The organism is Raoultibacter timonensis (genome assembly GCF_900240215.1).
In the GTDB taxonomy this organism is placed as follows: domain Bacteria; phylum Actinomycetota; class Coriobacteriia; order Coriobacteriales; family Eggerthellaceae; genus Raoultibacter; species Raoultibacter timonensis.
The window spans coordinates 1,227,712-1,248,599 of sequence record NZ_LT964679.1; the positions used below are offsets into that span (position 1 = coordinate 1,227,712).

Sequence of the window (20,888 nt, forward strand, 5' to 3'; positions counted from 1 at the left end):
CCCGCAGAGCTCATCTCTGCGCTCTTCTCCTATAGTATCTCAAAGGAACCTAGCGCACTTCGAAGTGCTTACTTACCAATCGGGCGGCGCGCTTGTATGCTAGGGTCGTAAGAGCAAAACGCGCGCAAGGCAGGCGCGGCAGAATCAGCCGATCGCCCGCTTGTAGCCCGCACCCCACTCCTGCATGCTGTCGAGGACGGGCTTGAGGCTGTGCCCGAGCTCGGTCAGCTCGTACTCGACATGGGGCGGCACTTCGGGAAACACGGTGCGCGTGACAAGGCCGCACTCCTCCATGGCGCGCAGGTTCGCCGTGAGCACCTTCTGCGTGATGGCGCCGATGCTCCGCTTGAGCTCGCCGAAGCGGCGCGGGCCGTCCATGAGGTCGCGCAGGATCAGCACCCTCCATCGGTTGCTGATGAGCGTGAGGGTGGTCTCCACCGGGCAGGCGGGCAGATGCGGTTTGGTCTCGTCGGGCATGGCGGTCCTTCCGGACTGGTTTCTCAAAGGCTGTTGGCGTATATATGATACCAACTTGACGAACAAAGGGGCAAGACATGGACGCAGAACGCTACCTCCGCTTCCTGCACGAGGACATCCGCGAATGCGCGTTCGCAGGCCCCTACCGCGTCACGGACGCATGCACCGGCTGCGGAGCCTGCGCCGAAACCTGCCCGCACGACGCAATCGGGAGGAGCGCGTGATGGCCGCACACGACTACCGGACCAGCATCGAAGCGGCTCGCCGGGCGCTTGCGAGTGCCGACAAGATCATCGTCGGAGGCGGAGCCGGGCTTTCGGACGCGGCGGGCCTCACGTACGGCGGCGCGCGCTTCGGGGAGCTGTTCGCTCCGTGGATCGAGCGCTACGGCATCCCCGACATGTACGCGGGAGGCTTCTACCCCTACCCCACCGAGGAGGAGCGATGGGCGTACTGGGCCAAGCACGTCCTCGCGAACCACTTCGACGAGCCGCCCCTTGCCCTCTACGCCGACCTGCTCCGCCTCATCGAGGGCAGGGATTTCTTCGTCATCACCACCAACGTGGAAAGTCAGTTCGAAAAATCGGGCTTCCCCACCACGCGCATCTTCGAGGTGCAGGGAAACTACGGCTTCATCCAGTGCGCGAAGGGCTGCCACGACGCGCTCTATCCCGACGAGAGGCTCATGCGCGCCATGGCCGCGCGCACCGAGGACCTGCGCATCCCGCGCGAGCTCGTGCCCGCATGCCCCGTATGCGGCGGCCCCATGGATATCCACGTGCGCAAAGACGCCTTTTTCGTCGAGGACGGGACCTGGCGCGAAGCGAGCGAGCGCTACGGCGCCTTCGTCCGATCATGTGCGAGCGCCCGCACCGTGCTGCTCGAGCTCGGCGTGGGGTTCAACACGCCCGGCATCATCCGCTACCCGTTCGAGAACATGGCCTTAAACGATCCCGAAAACGTCACGCTCGTCAGGCTGAACCGCGACCAGCCGAGGGGATGGGCGGAAAACGGGGAATGCACTGTAACCTTCGCCGAAGAGATGTCCCAGGTGATCGCAGACCTTACCCGGGAAGGAGACCGCCCGTGACCGAAAACCTCCGTCCCGAGCGCACGGGTCCCGCAAAAGCACCCGCATCGGACCTCTTCGAACCCGCAGACACGGCCGAACTCGCAGGAATGCTGCTTGCCGAGCGCCCGGATCTGCACGGGCTCCCGGTACCCGACGACCCGCTCGAACGCTGGCGCCTCGTACGGGCGCTTATGAACACGCGGGAGCCCGTGCCCGCCGCCGGCGCCCTGCTCGAGCTGCAGGACGGCGTGCTCGCGCGCATCCGCGACGCCCGCGGCACAACCGAAGCATCGAGCATCGCGCCGCTCGGCCGCAGCGGGCGAACGGCGCTTTGGCAAGGCGATATAACCACGCTCGCCGCCGACGCCGTCGTCAACGCCGCGAACAGCAGGCTCCTCGGGTGCTTCGTTCCCAACCACCGCTGCATCGACAACGCGATCCACACCTTCGCCGGCATGCAGCTGCGCCTCGCCTGCAACGACATCATGCAAGTCCGCAGACGCGACGAGCCCACCGGCACCGCAACCCTCACGCCCGCTTTCAACCTGCCCGCCGAACGCGTGATGCATACGGTCGGCCCCGTCACCTTCGGCACGCCGAGCGCGAGCCAAGAACGCGAGCTCGCATCGTGCTACACCTCGTGCCTTGAGGCCGCGGCGGAAGAGAAGCTCGAAAGCATCGCGTTCTGCTGCATCTCGACGGGCGAGTTCCGCTTCCCGCGCGAACGGGCGGCCGAGATCGCGCTGCGCACCGTCGAAGAGTTCCTCGCACGCGACACGACCCTCGAAACCGTGGTTTTCAACGTGTTTACCGATGAGGATCGCATCGCCTACGAGCGTTTGCTCGTGCTATGATCGCCTGAGGCGGCAAGGAAAGGAGACCGGGCATGTGCGGGCATTTCATCATGGTTCCGCGCGACGTCATCGAGCTGATCGTCCGCGACATCGAGATAGAGAACCACGTCAACGTCATGCCCGATTGGCCGGCGCGGGCAACCGACGCCTACCCCGGCTCGACCGTTCCGCTCGTGGTGCCGTGCACCGAAGGCCTCCGCGTGGCGGATATGACCTGGGGGTACACCGTTTCCGGCAAAAGCGGCGTCGTGTTCAACGCCCGTTCGGAAACCGCGCTTTCGGAAACGAGCATGTGGCGCGATTCCCTTCTGAACCGCCGTTGCGCGGTGCCCGCATTCGGATTCTTCGAGCCGCACAAAACCGAGACGTCGATAAGCGAACGGACCGGCAAACCGATCAAGCGGCAGTACCGCTTCGACGGTCCGCGCCGCCTGCTGTTCTTGGCGGGCATCTACCGAAACGACCGCTTCTCCATCATGACCACGGCCCCGAACGCAGCGGTCGAACCCGTGCACGACCGCATGCCTGTCGTACTGCTCGAACACGAACTGCCCCTGTGGTTTTCGCCCGATTTCGAGCACCTGTTCGACCGCACGGGCATCGCGCTTGCCGCCACCGCGCAGGGGCCCGATGCGACGAACATGCCCGTGATCGCCGCGAGGCCGATTAAACCGGCGGCCTCGGGTCAGCAGCCCTTATGGAACGAAGGCGAGTAGCCCATGGATGCATCGATCGAAGTCGGATTTGCCACCCTAGACGACCTCGGATCTTGGATGGATCTGATCGATCTCGTGCAATGGAATTTCCCTGGTCTCGAAACCCCGGAAAAGGTCGACGGATACCGCATGACCACGATCAAGAACATCAAACGGGGCAGCGCCGTATGCGCGCGCGACCAAGGAGCGGTGGTGGGACTGCTGCTGTTCTCGACCAAGTACAACATGCTCTGCCATATGGCGGTGCATCCCGACTACCGGCGCAAAGGAATAGCAACACGCATGATCGAACTCATGCTCGAGCACCTCGATCGGTCCAAGGATGTCGTCGTGCTCACGTTTCGCGAAGAGGATGAGAAGGGCGAGGCCCCAAGGGCCCTATACAGAAACCTTGGATTCGAAGAGGGGGAACTCTGCGTCGACCAGGACTACCCCGAGCAGAAATTCATCCTTCGCGCGAAGAAAAACCAATCCGAGCCGAAATAGCCCTTGCCTTTTTCCTTCCGCATCTTTACTATACATACCAACGGTATGTTTAACGCTCGCCCGCAGGCACAGAAGGATAGGAGGATCGATGGCCCGCAACAAACACCCCGAAGAGACCGTTGCCAAGATCCTCGACGTTGCGCTCGAGCTGTTCTTCACCAAAGGCTACGACAACACGAGCATCCAGGACATCATCGACAACCTGGGAGGCCTCACCAAAGGAGCGGTCTACCACCATTTCAAGTCGAAGGACGAGATCCTCTCCGCCGCGCTCGATCGCGAGAACGAAGCTTTGTACCACGAGCTGAAACGCATCCGCGACGACGCGCACATGACCGGGGCGCAGAAGCTCCAAGCGCTGTTCGAAACTTCCGTCAACGGCTCGCAGCTCGAAATCTGGTCCACGATCGCACCGGCAACCGATCCGGTTAAGAACTCCCGGCTGCTCGGCCTGCAGTACCAATCCGTGCTCGAGGAAACGGTACCCTACTACGTCCTGCCGATCGTCGAGCAAGGGGTACGCGACGGGAGCATTAAGACAAACCATCCGAGGGAGCTGAGCGAAGTGCTCGTGCTCCTCGCCAACCTCTGGGCCGGTCCGATGTTTCGCACATCGACGCCCGAGGAGCTGGGCGGGCGCATCGCCTTCTACATCGAACTCGCCAGCGCCCTCGGGGTCGAGCTCGCCGATTCGGGCATGACCGAAGCCCTCAAGCGCTACCGTGTCGTATTCGAAGAGCGTGCAGACCTCTTCAGCGAAGGGAAGGAAGGCGTATCGTGACCGCTTGACCGAACAACGCGCTGCTCCGCGCACGCGCCAAACCCGACCCCTGCCGCATAAGCGCACAACCGCTGCTCACGCAGCATTCTTTTTTACTCTTTATACATACCGACCGTATGTATGTTTAATTGAAAGGACCGCAATGTCAAGCCAGAACGCAACGCGCAATCGCCTCTTCACGCCCCCCTTCGCAGCCGTCGCCTCCGCCCAGCTGTTCTCACTGCTCGGGGAGGCCATCCTCAAGTTCGTGCTGCCGCTCTACCTCTTGAACCTCTCAGGGTCGGCCACCCTCTACGGCATCGTCGTCGCGTGCGCGTTTCTCCCCTACATCTTCCTCACGCCCATCGGAGGTGCGCTCGCCGATCGCGTGAACAAGAAGTACGTCATGGCCGCACTCGACCTCGTCATGGCCGTCTCGGCGCTCGCCTATGTCCTGCTTTCCCAAACAGCCGATCTCGTCGTGCTGACCATCGTCATCCTCATGCTTCTGTACGCGGCGCAAAGCGTCTACCAGCCAACAGTCCAATCGTCGGTTCCCTCGGTGGTCGCGCACGACCGCATTCCCTCGGCTACCGCCATCGTCACGCAGGTAAGCGCGCTCACGGGGCTCGTAGGGCCCGTTGTCGGCGGACTCGTGTTCGGATTCTTCGGCGTCATGCCCATCGTCATCGTGTCGATCGCTGCGTTTTTCGTCTCGTCGATCCTCATTATCCTGTTCGTCAAGATTCCCCCCGTCAAGCACGAATCGACCGGAAGCCCGCTCGGCATCCTGAAAAGCGACATCAAAGAAGCGGCGGCATTCCTCAAGCAGAATCCGATCATGGGAAAGACGATCCTGCTCGCCACCGTCATCAACTTCGTGTCCTCGGCCTTCATCATGGTGGGCACCCCCTACATGATCACCGAGGTGCTCGGGCTCTCCAACCAGCTCATGGGGTTCGCCGAAGCGTCGCTCGCCCTCGGCGGACTCATCGGCGGCATCCTCATATCCGTGAAGCCCGGCCTCTTCCCCATCACCAGAGCTCCCCGGTTTCTCTTCGGGGCAGCGCTCGGCTTCGTACCCATCGCCGTGGTCATGGCCGCAGGCATAGGCCCGATGGCAACGTATGCGATCCTACTCGTCAGCCTCACCTGGATCATGGCGATGTGCTCGATGTTCTCCATCATAGGCATATCGTTCCTGCAGATGGAAACGCCGTCCGACCTCATCGGCAAGGTGATCGCCCTCACCATGTCGGCGGCGAACGTCGCCCTTCCTGTAGGTCAGCTCGTCTACGGCGTCGGCTTCGATGCCGTTTCCGTGCCGGTGCTCGCCGTATGCGTCGTACTCGTCATGCTCGTCATCTCGGTATTTGCGGCGAAAACGTTCCGCAAGGAATTCGGTACCGGCGCAGGTACCGGCGCCGAGCCGATGGCGACCCCCTGCAAGAAGCCGGCATCGGAAACCACCTCCCCCCAGTAACGCCTGCAACCCCATGAAAGCGAGGCGCTTGCCGAAAACCCATCGAGCAAGCGCCTCGGGGAGAACATTTGTTTGTTTTAAGCAATGTGCCGCTCGTGGAGACGCACGCGGCATCGCAGGGGTACGATGGGTTCATACTGAGGCAAGCATCGAACCCGACCCGAAACGAGGGAGCCCATGGACGCTGAGTTCATCAACCTGACGCCCGAGAACATAGCGACCGAGCATCTGTGCTGCATCATCCGCAGCAGGAAACCGCACCCCGGCGTCGAAGCGAAGCGGCAATGGCTCGCAGACCGGCTGGGCGAAGGCCACGTTTTCAGGAAGCTCGATGCGAAGGCCACGGTCTTCATCGAGTACGCGCCCCTCGAAACGGCCTGGGTTCCCATAGTCGGCGACAACTACGTGTACCTGTACTGCCTCTGGGTCACCGGCAACTGCAAAGGGCACGGATACGGAAAGCAGCTGCTGGAATACTGCATCGCCGACGCTCGGCAACAGGGCAAATCGGGCATCTGCATGCTCGGGTCGAAGAGGCAGAAGAACTGGCTATCCAACCAAGCGTTCGCGAAAAAGCACGGCTTCGAAGTCGTCGACACGACCGACAGCGGCTACGAGCTGCTCGCGCTCTCGTTCGATACAACGATGCCGCAGTTCACGCAAAACGCCAAAAGCGAGCGCATCGAGAACCAGGATCTGACGATCTACTACGACATGCAGTGCCCCTTCGTGCCCCAGTACGTCGAATCGATACGACAGTACTGCGAAGAGAACGGCGTCGCCGTCACCCTGATCCAGGTGGATACGCTGCAGAAGGCGAAGGAGCTCCCCTGCGTCTTCAACAACTGGGCCACGTTTTACCGGGGCGAGTTCGAATCCGTGAACCTGCTCGCCATCGACCAGCTGAAGAAGCTGATCGAGAAGTAAGGCAACCCGACCATCCGGAAGTCGATACCCTCGGTTTCCAACGAGCTTTGGGGCTGCGAACAGCCCGGATCCCGGCTACACGTTTCCAAGATACACATGCGCAAGCGACGCTTCCGCGATGCGGCGGAACCGCTCGAGCAGCTCGCGCGACGTCGGCTGCGCTTCGGCCATGCGATACGCCGGGAAGAACCGCGAGAGGTGCAGTGGAATGGACGGGTCGATCGAGGCGAGCCATGCGCATTCCTGTTCGAACAGCCCTTCGTCGTCGGACAAGCCGGGAACCACGAGCGTCGTGACCTCCACGTGCGCACCGGCTGCAACAGCGGCCTCGATCGAGCGCTTGACGACGGCGAGCCCCCCGGGCGCACCGAGCGAACGATAGCCCTCCTCGGAGTAGCACTTCAGATCGATGTTGACCGCATCGAGGCAGCGCAGGGCGGCATCCCACGCATCCGCCGACACGTACCCGTTCGTCACCGCAACGTTCGCGAGCCCCGCCTCGCGGGCAAGCGCGACGCAATCAAAAAGGTACTCGGGCGCGATCAAGGGCTCGTTGTACGTGTAGGCGATGCCGATGTTGCCGCGGTCGCGAAGATCGAGCGCATGCGCCACGAGTGCTTCGGGAGGCACGAAGCGGGTGCCGCTTGCGGCCCTGCCCTCGGCATCGGCCATCGAAATATCGCTGTTCTGGCAAAACGGGCAGCGCAGGTTGCACCCGAAGCTTCCATACGAGAGGACGAGCGAACCCGGATGAAAGCGCGCCAGGGGCTTTTTCTCTATCGGATCGAGCGCGAGAGCCGTAGCCTGCCCGTAGCTCAAAGAAACGATGCGCCCCGCCGATACGGTTCTCGTGCCGCACACGCCGAACGATCCTTCGCGCAACCGGCATTCGTGGGGGCATACGGCGCACACCGCCCGGTCGCGCGCGCCCTGCGCTTCGAGCAGCGTTTCGGGAACGAGGGCCGTGCCGAAAGCATCCGTCCCCCGCGTCTCGCTGCCGCATTCGGGTGCGCCGGCGAACCGGCCGCAATGCGACATGCCGCTTCGCTCACTCATGGCGCACGACCTCGAACCGCTCGATGTCGATACGATCGAACCCGCCGCGCGGATCGATGCCCGCCTTCATGCACGCAATTCGAAGTTGCTCCTCNGCAGGTCGGCGTCGTAGAGCCTGAAACAGAGCACGTCGTTTCTGCGGGCCCACTTCATGCGCTCCTTCGCGACTTTGCGAAACCGCGCTGCGAACTGATCGCTGTTCTTTTCGGCCACGGTAACCGACCGCTCGCCGCCGGCAAGCGAGACGACGGGAAGCTCGATGCGCGTCGAGGGAGCCGTTTCGTAGATGCGCAACGAGGTTTCGATGCGGCCGTTGTAGAGTGGCGCAGCCTCGGTAGGCGCAAGCCCGAGCGCCGTATCGATGGAAGCGTCGGGCGTGATGACGGCGAGCGTCCAGCCGTCGGGTACCGCGCTCACACCCTCGGAAAGGGCGGCGTACACAGCAGGCAGCTGGACCTCTGACGAAAGCCGCTCGCCGTAGGGCGGATTGACCGCCACGAGGCCGAGCGCTCTGCCGTCGCCCATCGGCGNGCAGCTCGGACGAGAACGCCGCGCCCCCGGCTTGCGCTTCGCCAAGCGCACCGGCCAGCATGATGAATCCCGAAAGCCCGCACTCGGCGGCGTCTTCGCACATCGAAGGATCGAGATCGGCGAATCCGGCTGGATCGCCCGATTCGACCACGGCCGCAAACGCCTCGTCGAAGCGCGGGCCGGCCGGATCGAACCCGTAGGGGCCGTCGGCCTTGAGCTTATGGGACAAGTCGCCGCTCACGAGCAGAACCGCCTTGCGATCGAGGTCGGCCGCCGTCTTCGCCATGCACCGGCCGAACGCGAGCAGCTCTTCGCGGGCAATGCCCGAGCCGCCGATCGAGACCGCACGGTAGTTCTCGGACGGATAACGCTGTTCGAGGTAGTACAGGGGAACGAGCACTCCGTGGTCGAGCTCGCGGGCGCGTTCTGAAACGCATCCCGCGCAAAGCCCCTTGTCGCAAGCGCAGCTCTCGAGACGGTCGCGAAACGCCTCGTCGTATTGCAACGCGAAGGAGACCTCAGGTGCCCCGAATTGAGAAAAGGATCCCGTAGCGCCGTCGCCCGCGCCGAGGTAGATCCAATCGGCGTAGTAGGCGCTATGGGGGCTTACGATCAGGATCGTTTCGGGAGCAATCGCTTCGATGCGGCGCGCGACCTCACGATACCCAGCCAAGGTAGCAGCGATCCCCGACTCGCTCCCCCTGCCCACTTCGGGAACGGCAAGCGGGGGATGCGGAACGACGTACGCGGCTACAAGCGACATGACGGCCTCCTTCGTCCGATGCTGTGTCGCTTCGATTGTACCGCGCATGCCCGCAGCACGTACAGCATCGCCTCGGCAACGGCCGAGCATACGGGCGCAAACCCTGTCCGCCAACCGTCTTCGTGCGAGGGATCAGACGCATGACGAAGGCAACTTGCTCGCATATCCGCAGGTCGCAAGAATCCATGCTTTGTCGGTATTCCGAAAATCCTCGCACAGAGGCGGTTGGCGGACAGGGCGGGTGCTAGCGGGACGAAGGCGGTTGGCGGACAGGGCGCGTGGTGAACGGAGGCAAGACGGCGCACAGCAAACGAAGACGGACAAGAACGGTTGGCGCACCCGGCGCAGCGAACGAGAGAAGGCCTCCCGCGTCGCTACGAAGTCTCGATGCGCTCCACGAGGTAGCACCTGTGGATCTTAGGATTGCGCGCGAAGTCCTCGGGGATCGTATCGGCCGTGATGTCGGTGAGCCGCGCGCCGTAGCGCTCGAGTGTCTCGGTATCGGGTTTAAACGAGCGGAGGTTGCATGAGAACACGGCTTTGCCGCCTCGGGCGAGCAGTCGCGAAACCCCGATGAGCAGTTCGGCGTGGTCGCGCTGCACCGACCAGGTATCCTTGCCCATCGCCTTCGAGTTCGAGAACGTCGGCGGATCGACGAAGATGAGGTCGTAGCGCCGCTTGCTCGCCCGCTCCTCCGTTATCCACCGCACCACGTCAGAGCGCACAAACCGATGGTTGCGCCCCGAAAACCCGTTGAGTTTCATGTTGCGCTCAGCCCACGAAAGGTAGGTTTGCGAGAGGTCGACCGTTACGGTGCTCGCCGCACCGCCGCCCGCCGCATGGACCGTGGCGGTTCCCGTGTAGGCGAACAGGTTGAGAAACCGCGCGCCCTCGGCCATCGAGCCTACGAGCTCGCGCGTCATGCGATGATCGAGAAAGATGCCCGTGTCGAGGTAGCCGCCGAGATCGATTTCGAAGACGTAGCCCGACTCCCCCGTCCAGGCCACGCGGGANGGGCGTACTGGGCCAAGCACGTCCTCGCGAACCACTTCGACGAGCCGCCCCTTGCCCTCTACGCCGACCTGCTCCGCCTCATCGAGGGCAGGGATTTCTTCGTCATCACCACCAACGTGGAAAGTCAGTTCGAAAAATCGGGCTTCCCCACCACGCGCATCTTCGAGGTGCAGGGAAACTACGGCTTCATCCAGTGCGCGAAGGGCTGCCACGACGCGCTCTATCCCGACGAGAGGCTCATGCGCGCCATGGCCGCGCGCACCGAGGACCTGCGCATCCCGCGCGAGCTCGTGCCCGCATGCCNCCGACGATGCGCGGCATGCTCCCAAGCCCCGTCGCCAACCGTTCGTCGGCCTCGTCGAGAAGCGCGTTCCACACCGCTTCGTCATGGCCCTGCCAACCGGAAAACCCCCAGTAGTCGCGCATGATGCCCGGTGCCATGTCGGCGGCGATCATAGCGGCTTCGATGGCGAGCGTGCCCGATCCGCACATGGGGTCGATGAACATCCCGCCGCCCCGGGCGATCTTTCTCCATCCCGCAGCGAGCACGATGCCCGCCGCCAGCGTCTCCTTGAGCGGAGCGTCGGTCTGCACGCTTTCCTTGCGGTAGCCGCGCCGATGGAGCGGCTCGCCCGACAGATCGAGCGCGATCGTCGCCTTTTCGCTGCGCACGGCAACGTCGATGNATGCGACATGCCGCTTCGCTCACTCATGGCGCACGACCTCGAACCGCTCGATGTCGATACGATCGAACCCGCCGCGCGGATCGATGCCCGCCTTCATGCACGCAATTCGAAGTTGCTCCTCGACCGTATCGACCCCCTCGAGATCGGGAAGCAGAAGCCCGCGCTTGAACCCCTGCGTGACGATGACGCCGTAGCGCTTTGCGTTGAGATCGGCCACCGTGGCGGGCTCGGGCGGAAAGAGCACATCGACGCTGATGGAGAGATCGTCGAGCTCGCAGGGCGCTATGGCGGGAAAACGCGGGTCGCGCGTCGAGGCCGAGACGGCGTTCTCGATCACCTCGTCGGCAAGCGTCGGTTGCACAGGCTCGATGGTGCCGATGCACCCGCGCAGCTCGCCGGTGCTCGCTGTGTGGATGGAAACGAAGCACGCCGCCCGCTCGGGCAAGCTACTCGGCAGCGTCGGCGCCGTCGGCACGCTTTTAGTGCGCACGTACTGCTCGACGGTCGCCCGCGCAAGCGCGACAAGGGGATCGGCATCCGAGGCGTCCGCAACGCCGTGCGCGGTCCCCTCGCCGTTTGCCGCAACNTCTCTCCCACATGCGCCGCCCAATCGATATCCTTCACGCCTGCGTAGAGCGCATCGGCGTCGCGTGCATCGACACGGGCGAGCACGAGCAGAACGCGCGATGCGACGCGCGACCACAGGCAGGCGCGATACGCGTCGCATACCGTGCCGAAAAACGCAACGCCCCCTTTAAGGGGACGTACGCGCTGTGCTTTCAGATTCTTCAGTTCGGATGCGAGCAGCGATTCGAAGCCACTCGCGCACCGTGCGAAAAACTCGTAGGTTTCCACGTTATCCGTTCTAGTCTTCCAGGTAGTCTTTCAGTTTGGACGAGCGGGACGGATGGCGCAGCTTCGCAAGCGTCTTGCTCTCGATCTGACGGATACGCTCGCGGGTGACGCCGAATTCGCGGCCCACTTCCTCGAGTGTGCGCGGATGCCCGTCCTCGAGGCCGAAGCGCAGAGAGATCACCTTGCGCTCGCGCTCCGCCAATCCGTCGAGCACCTTGGAAAGCTGCTCTTGCAGCATCGAGAAGCTGGCGGCATCGGGCGGCACCACGGCGGCATCGTCTTCGATGAAATCGCCGAGCTGGCTGTCTTCCTCTTCGCCGATGGGCGTCTCGAGCGATACCGGCTCCTGCGAGATCTTCTGGATCTCGCGAACGCGTTCGGCGGGAAGACCCATCTCCTTGCCGATTTCCTCGGGGGTGGGTTCGCGACCGAGCTCCTGGAGAAGCTGGCGCTGGATGCGGACAAGCTTGTTGATGGTCTCGACCATATGCACCGGAATGCGGATCGTGCGGGCCTGATCGGCGATTGCACGCGTGATGGCCTGGCGAATCCACCAGGTAGCGTAGGTGGAGAACTTGAAACCCTTGGTGTAGTCGAACTTCTCGACCGCGCGGATGAGGCCGAGATTGCCTTCCTGGATGAGATCCAAGAACAGCATACCGCGGCCCACGTAGCGCTTCGCGATGGAAACGACGAGGCGAAGGTTCGCTTCGACGATCTGCTGCTTCGCGTCGAGGCCGACCTGCTCGATGCGGGTCAGGCGGCGGCGTTCGCGGCGTTCGAGCTCGATGCCCTCGTCCTCGGCTTTTTCGAGCTGCTCGGTCGCCTCGATGCCGGCCTCCATCTTCATGGCGAGGTCGATCTCCTCGGCGGCGGTCAGAAGCGGCACTTTGCCGATTTCCTTGAGGTACATGCGCACGGGATCGCCCGTCAGCATGGTCACCGATGTATCGGTGGAGCGCTTGCGCGATTTTACCTTGCTCTTGCCGCCCACTTTCGGAAGCGGTATCTCAACCGTTGCTTTGAGCTCGTCTTCGGGGATGTCCTCGAGCAGCTCGTCGTCGGTGAAGTTCGTATCGATCTTATCGTCGTCGAGAGAATCGGAGACCGACGAATCGTCGATGACCGAATCGGCGTCGGGTTCGACGTCGAGGTCGTCGTCCTCGATCATATCTTCTTCGATTTCGGTATTCTCGCTGATGGGGTCTTCTGCAGAGGAGATGTTCTTAGAGGCTGGAGCCACGTAGTCTTCCTTTCCGATCAACGTGTTGCCCAAACGGAAGTAACCTGTTTTTGGGCGCAAAGATTCAGCGAATTAATATACCACAAAAATTGCCAGGCTAGAAGAGCTATTCTCGTTCGTTGAAAAGAGCGCAAATTGCAAAATCAAGCGGAGAGAGCTTGTCCGAAAATCTCCGCGAGCCTCAGCCCGTCGCCTCAAAGCGAGATGCCCAAAGAAAAGTTGCCCCGATCAACCCCTCAAGATCTTATCCATCGCCTTGCCCCTCGCCAGCTCGTCAACCAGCTTATCGAGCCAGCGAATCCGCTGCGTGAGCTCATCCTCGATATCTTCGACACGCACGCCGCATACGGTTCCGGTGATTTTCGAGGCGTTCGGGTTGATGCGCGGGGCGCCGGCGAAGAACGTCTCGAAATCGACACCGCTGTCGATGCACGCTCGCAGCCCCGCTTCGTCGTAACCGGTAAGCCACCGTATGATCTCGTCGACCTCTTCGCGGGTACGACCCTTTCTTTCGGCCTTCCGGACGTAGAGCGGATACACGCTTGCGAAGATCATGGTGTAGATCCGCGGTTTTGCGCTTGCCATATTCCGAACTCCCTTGCTCTTTCGCCGAACGGAAGGAAATCCGCCGTCAGTCCCCCGCCCGAACGCTGCCTTCGATGGTCGCGATGCGCCACGCCGTGATGTCCGCGATCAAATCGTAGTCGACAGGCTCGCTGTAAGGGAATTGTATTGCGCCTTTGGATTGCCGCATAGCGCACCGCCTCACCGATTGCCGACCTTGCCATGGTAAACGCACGCGTCGGTTCGCGCACTCCGAAAGCGCATCTGTTCCCGATTTGCTACGCACGCAGAACGCGCGTCGATGCCCTGAGCCGGCCCGATCCCGAATCGGCCCGGCTGATCGCTCAGCATAACGCCCGCCAGCCGATTCGCGGCCAAAAAACAGCCCGCCCCGGAACCCATGTCCAACGGGGCGGACCAGCGTGCCATCGCTTCGCACGAACGTGCCGATATGCGTTTTTATTTGCCGGGCACCGGCGGAACGAAGGGCTTCTTCTTCGTTCCGGAAGACTGCACCTTCAGCGTGGGAACGCACGACTGCACCTTGGCACCGGGGGCATCGCCCATGAAGTCGGCGCTGCTGCCCTCGCCGTCATCGGGTTTGGCCGCACTTGGCGCAGAGGGCACCTTCGGGCTGCCAGGCGCAGCGGGTGCCGACGGCGCGCCGGGTGCACCTGGGGCAGCGGGAACACCAGGGACTCCCGGTGCAGCGGGCGCACCGGGAGCGCCCGCCGTTGCATTTTCATCCATTTGGGCAGTAGGCGGTCTAAAGCACATGATTCTTTCCTTTCTCGTTAGAGCCACTTCAAGCGCAGTGGCAGCGCATAGTTGAACAAAGTCGAACAAAACCGTGAGCCGAAAGCGAGCATGCGACCCCAACGGGCAAACGGGCCGAGCGCGCTTCGCCCGCAGCGCCTCTCCTATCCCCCGACGCGAACTCGTCGTCGAAGGACGATCGACGCCGCAAGCACGAGCACCCCTATCGCCGTAAGCGCTACGGCCGAAACCACGATCAGATCGGCGCCGTAGCCTATACCGAGAAGAGCTACGCACCAAGCCCCGACGATAGGGTTGAAGAAGTTCCCGAAGCCCTGCAACGCACCCGCCGCCGCAATCGCCATAGCCTGCGAGGCCGGCTTGCACAGCTCGGTGATGCGAATGCAGTACGCGGGCCACACGATGCCCACTCCCATGCCCGCAACCACCATGCCCGCATACACGCCCAAAAGCGAGTCCGCATGCGATACCGCGAAGAACCCGGCAGCCATAAGCAGCCACGACGCAGGAATCACGAAATACCTGAGCCGCTGCTTGAGCCATCCGTAGAAGAACGCACCGAACGCGGCACCGATCATCTGGATCGACAGGGCCAATCCCGTGTCCGCCGCCGTGCCGATCCCCGCGCCCTCAACGTACAGCGACAGGTTGGACGTCACCAGCGTGGCAAACATATTGCCGATGAAGTACACGGCGATCTCGGCCCAAGCGAGCCATTTGATTCCCGACATGACCACCGACAACGTCGGCTTTCCCCCTTTGTCGTCTTTGACCATCGGAATGCGCGGCAAGAGCAGCAACACCAGCGCAAGCGATATCAGGCCGACGCCGTAGCCCAGAAAGCTCAGATGCCAATCTTGAACGGCAAACTGGCCGCCTATGAAGATCATCACCGTACAGCCGATCGCGCCGACGGTCATGTTCCATCCCATCATATTCTCGCGCAGACGGCCCTTGTAAAGGCGGGGAATAATTGAGTCGCATGCGGGAAGCGTCAACCCGGCGCCCATACCCAAAACCACACGGCACGCGAGAATAGCCTCGAACGACGTGAGGAACATCGGCGCCATGCCTCCCACGACGAACAGGACAAGTCCGCCGATAACCAACGTTCGCGGGTTCACCCGCACCGAAAGCCAGCCGTACAGAATCGAAACGATGCAGCACGCGATGCTCGGCAACGTAACCAGCAATTGCACGATCGAGACCGGTATCTCGGGATACGTAGCGCAGATCGAGGCGATTGCCGGAGATATGCACGCGGAGGCGGAATCCTGCAGCCCGATGGCCAAAACAGGAATAGCCAACACGTACGGATTCATTTCCGTGAAATCCTTTTTCACAATTCCCCCAAAGAAATACGCGCTCGCGAATGAAAGCCCAAGGCCCCGCGTGAGGCTTTGACCCCCACCCGTCCGCATGCGCATCGCCGGCCGTCGGCCAGAACCAAAGCCGGCGATGCGTTGAGCGAAACAGCTTACCTTATTTTCAGCACCCGCGAGCGACGGCCGCTATGCCGCAGAAGACTCGTCTTTGTTCTTAAGAACGTATTTGCGCTGGTACAGGGTCGCTCCAAGAGCGCACAGCGCCGCCAGCACGGCAAACCCGACCACGAGGAAATCGCACGCGGTCCATACACCGCCGGCATCCTCGACGAGTTTGGCGGGCAGGAAGGTGGAAAGAGCGCCGCCCACGTTCGCGCCGATCATGACGAGCCCGAGGCCCATGGCCAAAAACTCAGGGCGCTTCATGGCGTCGGGTGCCATCGCAAAACCGACGGGCATGTTGAACTGGGTCACTGCGGAGAGGACCACGGCGAACACCGTTACGATCACGAAGGACGAGGGAATCCTGAACTGCAACGCGAAAGCGACGGCGCTGATGACGGCAATGACGACCAACAGGATACCGCGATTGCGAATAGCCGTTTTGTTGATGACCCAGCCGACGAGCAGCGAGCCCACCATGCCGCCGAACGTAGAGATGGAAATGATGTTGTTGGCAGTCATGGGATCGAAGCCGAGGCCGGTTTGCAGGAAGGTCGGGTACAGGCCGGTGTAGCAGCCGCAGCCGACGGCGAGCAAACCGAGGGCAAGCGACATCAGCGCCACCGCCGGTTCCTTCAAACCTTCGAGAACCGACGGCTTCTTCCCGCCGGCAACGGGCTCGGGCTCTTCTATCGCGGGATCCTTTATGAACAGGATAAACAAAACGAGCATGACAGCCTGCATGACCGCCGCGGCGATCCATTCGCCCTGCCAGCCGAACGAAGGTACGAGCACGTTAGCCAGCTGAGCGACGAGCAGGTTTGCAAGGGACACCCAAATGACCCAGATGCCGTTGGGCAAACCGCGCTTATCGGCGGAGAAGTTCGCTGTGATGATGGCGACGCTGACCATGGTCATGCAGCCGTACGAGATGCCTTCGAGGAAGCGGGTGGCGAGCAGCACCTCGAAGGTCGGTGCAAAGGCTCCGATCACATTCTCGATGATGGCTGCCGCGATGACGATAAGGCCGAACTTCTTGGCGCCTATCTTCTGCATGATCGCGCCTGCGGGAATGGCGGTGAAGATGCAGGTGAGGCCGACAACCGACATGAGCAAACCAACCTGGCTCATCTCGACTCCGTAGAAGTTCATGATATTGGGCATGTTGACGGGTACTTTGAACATGCCGAAGGCGATGGTGACGCCCGTGAGAAATACGATGAAGAATTGCAGCCAGCTCTTACCGCTGTTCAGCTTAATATCCGTAGCGCTCATTGTTCCCCTTTCCGAAACACAATCGATATCGCTATTCCCCGTCAAGCGGGAAATCCCCTATGTTCAAACTATCGGTAAGCTCGATGGTCTGCCGCACGCCCATAAAGCCCGCCGCTGCGATTTCGAGCGTGTAGGTGCCCGCGTCAAGGTGCTTGAACCAGAAGTCGCCGAATCCGTCGGTTACGGTTTCGCGAACCTCGCCAGCCTCATTGGTCAGCCTCACAGCAGCGCCCTCGATGATGAGGTCGGCCGCCGGATCCCATACCTCGCCCGAAACGAACAAGCCGAACGGGTTGAGATAGTGGACGCGCGGCGCCGTACCTTCGATATCCCACCGATGCGTCGACTGGGCGATAAGATCGGCGAGATCTTCTTCTTCGCCGAACATGAGAGCCCCGGTCGCGCAGGCGTCCACGCAATGCGGAAGCTTGCCCTCGTCGACCAGATGCGCGCAGCCCGTGCACTTCTGCGGAATCGAAAGCTCCTCGTTCCAATAGATCGCGCCGTAAGGGCACGCGTCCACGAGGGCCTTGTTGTCCTTGGCTTTCTCGGGATCGACGATGACGAGGCCGTCGGCTCGCTTGTACACCGCCTCGGGAGCGGCTTCGATGCAAGGGGCATTGTCGCAATGGTTGCACAGCGTAGGACGGTACTCGGCAAGCACCTTCGGCACCTGGCCGTGGATCTTCTCGTGCATCTTCAGCCAGAAGTGGCCCGTGTTCGGCTGCGGTTTCGAATAGGGCATCCAGTCGTTTTCGACGGTTTCGTCTTTACAGGCAATCTGGCAGCCGTAGCAGCCGTTGCATTTTCCCAAATCGACAACAAATGTTTTCATGGTTTACGCCTCCTCGATCCAACTCGTGATGCCAACGCCCTCGTCCGGATCGTAGGGACGGTTGAACGCTTCGGGGTACCGCTCGGCCAGCTCGAACACGTCGACCTTCTCGATATCCACCAGAAATCCGCTCGTCACTTCGCCCGGGGCGTTCTTCGACGTGGTCTTCGTCGGCGCGATGAGGTTGTTGGCGCCGCCGCGATCGGATACGCCCGACTCGATCGGATCGAGACGTGCGCCATGGTCCTGGTACACCACCGATTCCCGGATTCGCTCGGTCACGTACGCGCCGCCGAGCACCCATCCGCGATCGTTGAGGATCTTGACGATGTCGCCGCTCTCGATTCCGCGCTTCTCGGCGTCCTTGGGGTTGATCCACACCGGCTCGTACTTGTAACCGTCGGGGCCTACCACCTTGCAGGTCGGGATCTCGCGGAACCAGGGGATGTCGTCCATGTTCGCATGGATTCGCCACCGAGGATGGTTCGACACGATCAAAAACGGGTACTTCTCGGAGCGGGGGTGCAAAAGGCTTTCCTGATGGCGCTCTCCGTACGGGATGAAGTGGGGTACGGGCGGACGCTCGTCGTCATCGGGGAAATGCTCGGCCAGAGCGGTCGCGTAGAACTCGACCTTGCCGGTCGGCGTGGAAAGCGGATGCGCTTCCGGATCTTCGCAGAACGGTCCGAATCCACGGGGCAGCTCCTCCCAATCGTCGAGCGTGGGGGCGATGAAGTAGCCTTTATCCTTGAACTCCTCGAACGATATATCGCTCGGCTTCTCGGCTCCGTCGAAGCCGATCTTGATCCACTCGTCGACGCTCTTGCCCTCGACGAACTCGTCGTACACTCCGAGCTTCTTGGCAACCTCGCCCACGGCCTCCCAGTCGCTCTTTGATTCGCCGATCGGCTCGACGGCCTTCTCCTCGTAGTAGATGAGGCCGAAGGGCGCAGCGCCGTTGTCCTGACCGATGTCCTCCTCCTCGTACTTGGTGTTGATGGGCAGGAGGATGTCGGCGAACAGGCAGTCGTTCTCCATCCAGATATGCTGGGCGACCACGCATTCGATCTTCGGGCTGCGGATCGCCTCGATCATGGAGTTCCCGCCGTTCCAGCACGTGGTCCAGCATGGCGTGTCGGTCCAGATCATGTGGATGCCCTGGGCTCCGGGGATGGGATACTGGTACGTGTTGTACTGATCCTCGCGCGGCCAGCCGGCGACGGTGTAGCCCTGCCAGGTCAGCGGATCCTCGGGCGTGTAATCGCCCATGATGGCCTTGGGCACGAGCGTCTTGGGGATAAACGACTTGGTCTGCACGAAGTCCCATCCGCGGTACGCGGCCCCCACGGTCATGTTGCTGGAATAGCACGGGGCCGGCTGCTGCGACGGAAGGCCGTACATGTACCATTCGATGAACTTGACCACGTTGCGCCCCGGCTTGCCCAGGCCCTGCATGGTCATGAGCGCAACTTCGAAGCGGGCGGGCTCATGGGAGTAGCAGGAGCGGATGAACGAACCGCCGTTGCCGTGCGCCATGCTCGTGCGCTTCTTCGCCCATTCGTGCGCGAGCGCTTTGATCTGGCGCGACGGGACACCGCAGATGGGCGCCGCCCATTCGGGGGTCTTCGGCTCGCCGTCCTCGTTGCCGAGGATGTAGTATTCGAACCAATCGTAGCCGATCGAGTGCGTATCGACGTAATCCTTGTCGAAGAGCCCCTCGGTCATCCACACGTAGGCAATGGCCGCCATGAGAGCGGCATCGGTATTGGGAAGCACCGGAATCCACTTGTCAGCATGCGCTGCAGCTCCGTAGTTCAAATCGGGGCACACGTATACCTGCTTGACGCCGATTTCGGTCAACCAGAAGCAATACTGGCTCGGCAGCTGGCCCTGCCAGCCCCAGGTGGTGGTTTCCATGTCGCACCCGCAGAAGATAAGCATATCGGTGTTCTCGGCGATATCGAGCAAGAGATTGCCCATGTCGAACTGACCGAGCGGATCTTGGCCCCACATGTGCTTGGCACCCCAATACCAACCCTCCCAGCTGTCGGGCTGGCGCGCCTGGTACGTCCAATCGTCGCCGAGGACGTTCATGAGGCGCGTAGCGCAGCCGTGAGAGGCGTGCACGACTTTAGTTTCCCCGTGGCCGTCGCCCTGAATGAAGATGGAGGGCAAGCCGTATTCGTCGATAATGCGGTTTATTTCTTCGGCGATGAGATCGGTCGCCTCGTCCCAGGAAATACGGACGAACTTGCTCTTGCCGCGGTTCTCGGTGTTGCGCTCGCCCCGCGGATCCCAATCGGCACGCTTGTACGGATGGAGGATCCTGTTCTTCGAGTACACGCGCTTTTTATAGGCGTACGCGTACGGCGGAAGAAGCGATTTCATCGTGGAATGAAACTCGCTGCCGCGGGCCTTGATGGTCCACGGCTTCAGATACTCGGCTGAATACTCCTTGTCGTAGCGCATGGGACGCACGCGTACGATCTTGTCGTCCTTCACGTCGACCTCGGCCACATTCGCGCCGATGCCGAAGGAATTCATGCCAGTCGATTTGTAGACTGTCTTTTCCGGCATAAGCCAAACCCCCTTTACTTTACGTTTCGAATGCCGCCGAAACACCGAAACCGCACTTCCCCTTTCATCCGTGGTTCCCTGCTGGTTTCGATACGGCTGCTTCGTCGAACCCGTCTTGACATGCACTTGCATCGTAAAAGCGGGGGCTGCTTCTGGGTAGACAACTTGTTTTCATACGTCGTATGCCGAAATGGAATACCGCGTTTGGGCTGCTAGAAGGCATGCCGAAGCGGAGGCGTCCATACGTCTCCAGCGTTGTGGCGGCGCGGGTTTCGATGGCCGCATCCCACCTGAGCGGATGCCGAGCGCGCTCATGCGCGACCGCATCGCGCGAAGTCGCCTCCCCCCGAAAGTTCGGCGAGGGCGCGGCGGTTCGCCAACCGACGGATGCACGCCGGAATACCTGTTTTTGCGCGAAGGGTTGCGCTGTCGGGCGGGCTCGAAGGGTCC

22 protein-coding genes and 2 pseudogenes are annotated in these 20,888 nt (G+C 61.9%); 8 read left to right on the top strand and 16 right to left on the bottom strand.

Annotation, left to right across the window (positions count from 1 at the left end; all coding sequences use genetic code 11):
• Window positions 1-144: 144 nt before the first annotated feature.
• Window positions 145-477, bottom strand: a complete 333-nt coding sequence (locus tag C1722_RS05445) for a winged helix-turn-helix transcriptional regulator (protein WP_102378344.1) — start codon at window positions 475-477, stop codon at window positions 145-147.
• Window positions 478-554: 77 nt separating this feature from the next.
• Here C1722_RS05445 and C1722_RS05450 point away from each other — a divergent pair, with 77 nt between their 5' ends.
• The 8 genes from C1722_RS05450 (at window position 555) to C1722_RS05485 (ending at window position 6,775) form a co-directional block, all read left to right on the top strand.
• Entirely contained in the window at window positions 555-701 is a 147-nt protein-coding gene (locus C1722_RS05450; RefSeq protein WP_102378345.1) for a 4Fe-4S binding protein, read from the top strand.
• Window positions 701-1,567, top strand: coding sequence for an SIR2 family NAD-dependent protein deacylase (locus tag C1722_RS05455; RefSeq protein WP_102378346.1), 867 nt, complete (start codon window positions 701-703; stop codon window positions 1,565-1,567). The genes C1722_RS05450 and C1722_RS05455 overlap by 1 nt, the downstream gene beginning before the upstream one ends.
• A complete protein-coding gene (locus tag C1722_RS05460; protein ID WP_244902452.1) occupies window positions 1,564-2,403 on the top strand; it encodes a protein-ADP-ribose hydrolase in 840 nt (279 codons plus the stop codon). Before C1722_RS05455 ends, C1722_RS05460 begins: the two co-directional genes overlap by 4 nt.
• 32 nt (window positions 2,404-2,435) lie before the next feature.
• The gene (locus C1722_RS05465) at window positions 2,436-3,119 is read left to right on the top strand and encodes an SOS response-associated peptidase (RefSeq protein ID WP_102378347.1); all 684 of its coding nucleotides are present in this window, start codon (window positions 2,436-2,438) and stop codon (window positions 3,117-3,119) included.
• 3 nt (window positions 3,120-3,122) lie between these two features.
• Complete coding sequence (locus tag C1722_RS05470; RefSeq protein WP_102378348.1) at window positions 3,123-3,605, top strand: GNAT family N-acetyltransferase; 483 nt, start codon at window positions 3,123-3,125, stop codon at window positions 3,603-3,605.
• Window positions 3,606-3,693: 88 nt separating this feature from the next.
• Window positions 3,694-4,386, top strand: a complete 693-nt coding sequence (locus C1722_RS05475) for a TetR/AcrR family transcriptional regulator (RefSeq protein ID WP_102378349.1) — start codon at window positions 3,694-3,696, stop codon at window positions 4,384-4,386.
• Between the two features lie 142 nt (window positions 4,387-4,528).
• The gene (locus C1722_RS05480; RefSeq protein WP_102378350.1) at window positions 4,529-5,848 is read left to right on the top strand and encodes an MFS transporter; all 1,320 of its coding nucleotides are present in this window, start codon (window positions 4,529-4,531) and stop codon (window positions 5,846-5,848) included.
• A gap of 177 nt (window positions 5,849-6,025) precedes the next feature.
• A complete protein-coding gene (locus C1722_RS05485; RefSeq protein WP_102378351.1) occupies window positions 6,026-6,775 on the top strand; it encodes a GNAT family N-acetyltransferase in 750 nt (249 codons plus the stop codon).
• Window positions 6,776-6,850: 75 nt separating this feature from the next.
• On the opposite strand, the gene amrS is transcribed toward C1722_RS05485, so the two are convergent.
• The 15 genes and pseudogenes from amrS to C1722_RS05550 form a co-directional block, all read right to left on the bottom strand.
• Complete coding sequence (gene amrS / locus C1722_RS05490; RefSeq protein ID WP_219724278.1) at window positions 6,851-7,831, bottom strand: AmmeMemoRadiSam system radical SAM enzyme; 981 nt, start codon at window positions 7,829-7,831, stop codon at window positions 6,851-6,853.
• A 66-nt stretch (window positions 7,832-7,897) separates the two neighbouring features.
• Window positions 7,898-8,356, bottom strand: coding sequence for a hypothetical protein (locus tag C1722_RS05495; RefSeq protein ID WP_102378353.1), 459 nt, complete (start codon window positions 8,354-8,356; stop codon window positions 7,898-7,900).
• Between the two features lie 34 nt (window positions 8,357-8,390).
• Window positions 8,391-9,215, bottom strand: a pseudogene (locus C1722_RS17815) (DODA-type extradiol aromatic ring-opening family dioxygenase); the annotation flags it as partial.
• Between the two features lie 284 nt (window positions 9,216-9,499).
• Window positions 9,500-10,351, bottom strand: a complete 852-nt coding sequence (locus C1722_RS05505; RefSeq protein ID WP_180995230.1) for a class I SAM-dependent methyltransferase — start codon at window positions 10,349-10,351, stop codon at window positions 9,500-9,502.
• A 25-nt stretch (window positions 10,352-10,376) separates the two neighbouring features.
• The gene (locus tag C1722_RS17315) at window positions 10,377-10,811 is read right to left on the bottom strand and encodes a hypothetical protein (RefSeq protein ID WP_244902453.1); all 435 of its coding nucleotides are present in this window, start codon (window positions 10,809-10,811) and stop codon (window positions 10,377-10,379) included.
• 33 nt (window positions 10,812-10,844) lie between these two features.
• Entirely contained in the window at window positions 10,845-11,552 is a 708-nt protein-coding gene (gene amrA / locus C1722_RS05515; protein WP_219724279.1) for an AmmeMemoRadiSam system protein A, read from the bottom strand.
• 8 nt (window positions 11,553-11,560) lie between these two features.
• Window positions 11,561-11,680: pseudogene (locus tag C1722_RS17820) on the bottom strand (hypothetical protein); the annotation flags it as partial.
• A gap of 10 nt (window positions 11,681-11,690) precedes the next feature.
• The gene (rpoD, locus tag C1722_RS05520) at window positions 11,691-12,851 is read right to left on the bottom strand and encodes an RNA polymerase sigma factor RpoD (RefSeq protein ID WP_244412591.1); all 1,161 of its coding nucleotides are present in this window, start codon (window positions 12,849-12,851) and stop codon (window positions 11,691-11,693) included.
• Window positions 12,852-13,151: 300 nt separating this feature from the next.
• Entirely contained in the window at window positions 13,152-13,508 is a 357-nt protein-coding gene (locus C1722_RS05525; RefSeq protein WP_102378357.1) for a DUF2200 domain-containing protein, read from the bottom strand.
• Window positions 13,509-13,554: 46 nt separating this feature from the next.
• Window positions 13,555-13,677 (bottom strand): hypothetical protein, encoded by a 123-nt coding sequence (locus C1722_RS17560; protein ID WP_280522932.1) that lies wholly within the window; start codon window positions 13,675-13,677, stop codon window positions 13,555-13,557.
• A gap of 269 nt (window positions 13,678-13,946) precedes the next feature.
• Entirely contained in the window at window positions 13,947-14,264 is a 318-nt protein-coding gene (locus C1722_RS17120) for a hypothetical protein (protein ID WP_219724280.1), read from the bottom strand.
• Window positions 14,265-14,407: 143 nt separating this feature from the next.
• Window positions 14,408-15,586, bottom strand: a complete 1,179-nt coding sequence (locus tag C1722_RS05535; protein ID WP_180995052.1) for an MFS transporter — start codon at window positions 15,584-15,586, stop codon at window positions 14,408-14,410.
• Between the two features lie 189 nt (window positions 15,587-15,775).
• Window positions 15,776-17,026, bottom strand: a complete 1,251-nt coding sequence (locus C1722_RS05540; RefSeq protein WP_102378359.1) for an MFS transporter — start codon at window positions 17,024-17,026, stop codon at window positions 15,776-15,778.
• A 31-nt stretch (window positions 17,027-17,057) separates the two neighbouring features.
• On the bottom strand, window positions 17,058-17,861 hold the full coding sequence (locus tag C1722_RS05545) for a 4Fe-4S dicluster domain-containing protein (RefSeq protein ID WP_102378360.1): 804 nt from the start codon (window positions 17,859-17,861) through the stop codon (window positions 17,058-17,060).
• A gap of 3 nt (window positions 17,862-17,864) precedes the next feature.
• Window positions 17,865-20,438: a molybdopterin-dependent oxidoreductase gene (locus C1722_RS05550; protein ID WP_102379550.1), complete on the bottom strand. Its 2,574-nt coding sequence runs from the start codon at window positions 20,436-20,438 to the stop codon at window positions 17,865-17,867.
• Between the last annotated feature and the right edge of the window lie 450 nt (window positions 20,439-20,888).

What these genes read in the sequence shown, in the direction of transcription:
- C1722_RS05545 (WP_102378360.1), bottom strand. Translation starts at nt 17,861, where the DNA reads ATGAAAACATTTGTTGTCGATTTGGGAAAATGCAACGGCTGCTACGGC.
- amrS (WP_219724278.1), bottom strand. Translation starts at nt 7,831, where the DNA reads ATGAGTGAGCGAAGCGGCATGTCGCATTGCGGCCGGTTCGCCGGCGCA.
- C1722_RS05450 (WP_102378345.1), top strand. Translation starts at nt 555, where the DNA reads ATGGACGCAGAACGCTACCTCCGCTTCCTGCACGAGGACATCCGCGAA.
- C1722_RS05475 (WP_102378349.1), top strand. Translation starts at nt 3,694, where the DNA reads ATGGCCCGCAACAAACACCCCGAAGAGACCGTTGCCAAGATCCTCGAC.
- C1722_RS05455 (WP_102378346.1), top strand. Translation starts at nt 701, where the DNA reads ATGGCCGCACACGACTACCGGACCAGCATCGAAGCGGCTCGCCGGGCG.
- C1722_RS05540 (WP_102378359.1), bottom strand. Translation starts at nt 17,026, where the DNA reads ATGAGCGCTACGGATATTAAGCTGAACAGCGGTAAGAGCTGGCTGCAA.
- C1722_RS17560 (WP_280522932.1), bottom strand. Translation starts at nt 13,677, where the DNA reads ATGCGGCAATCCAAAGGCGCAATACAATTCCCTTACAGCGAGCCTGTC.
- C1722_RS05525 (WP_102378357.1), bottom strand. Translation starts at nt 13,508, where the DNA reads ATGGCAAGCGCAAAACCGCGGATCTACACCATGATCTTCGCAAGCGTG.
- rpoD (WP_244412591.1), bottom strand. Translation starts at nt 12,851, where the DNA reads ATGATCGAGGACGACGACCTCGACGTCGAACCCGACGCCGATTCGGTC.
- C1722_RS17120 (WP_219724280.1), bottom strand. Translation starts at nt 14,264, where the DNA reads ATGTGCTTTAGACCGCCTACTGCCCAAATGGATGAAAATGCAACGGCG.
- C1722_RS05535 (WP_180995052.1), bottom strand. Translation starts at nt 15,586, where the DNA reads ATGAATCCGTACGTGTTGGCTATTCCTGTTTTGGCCATCGGGCTGCAG.
- C1722_RS05550 (WP_102379550.1), bottom strand. Translation starts at nt 20,438, where the DNA reads ATGCCGGAAAAGACAGTCTACAAATCGACTGGCATGAATTCCTTCGGC.
- C1722_RS05485 (WP_102378351.1), top strand. Translation starts at nt 6,026, where the DNA reads ATGGACGCTGAGTTCATCAACCTGACGCCCGAGAACATAGCGACCGAG.
- C1722_RS05470 (WP_102378348.1), top strand. Translation starts at nt 3,123, where the DNA reads ATGGATGCATCGATCGAAGTCGGATTTGCCACCCTAGACGACCTCGGA.
- C1722_RS05445 (WP_102378344.1), bottom strand. Translation starts at nt 477, where the DNA reads ATGCCCGACGAGACCAAACCGCATCTGCCCGCCTGCCCGGTGGAGACC.
- C1722_RS05465 (WP_102378347.1), top strand. Translation starts at nt 2,436, where the DNA reads ATGTGCGGGCATTTCATCATGGTTCCGCGCGACGTCATCGAGCTGATC.
- C1722_RS05480 (WP_102378350.1), top strand. Translation starts at nt 4,529, where the DNA reads ATGTCAAGCCAGAACGCAACGCGCAATCGCCTCTTCACGCCCCCCTTC.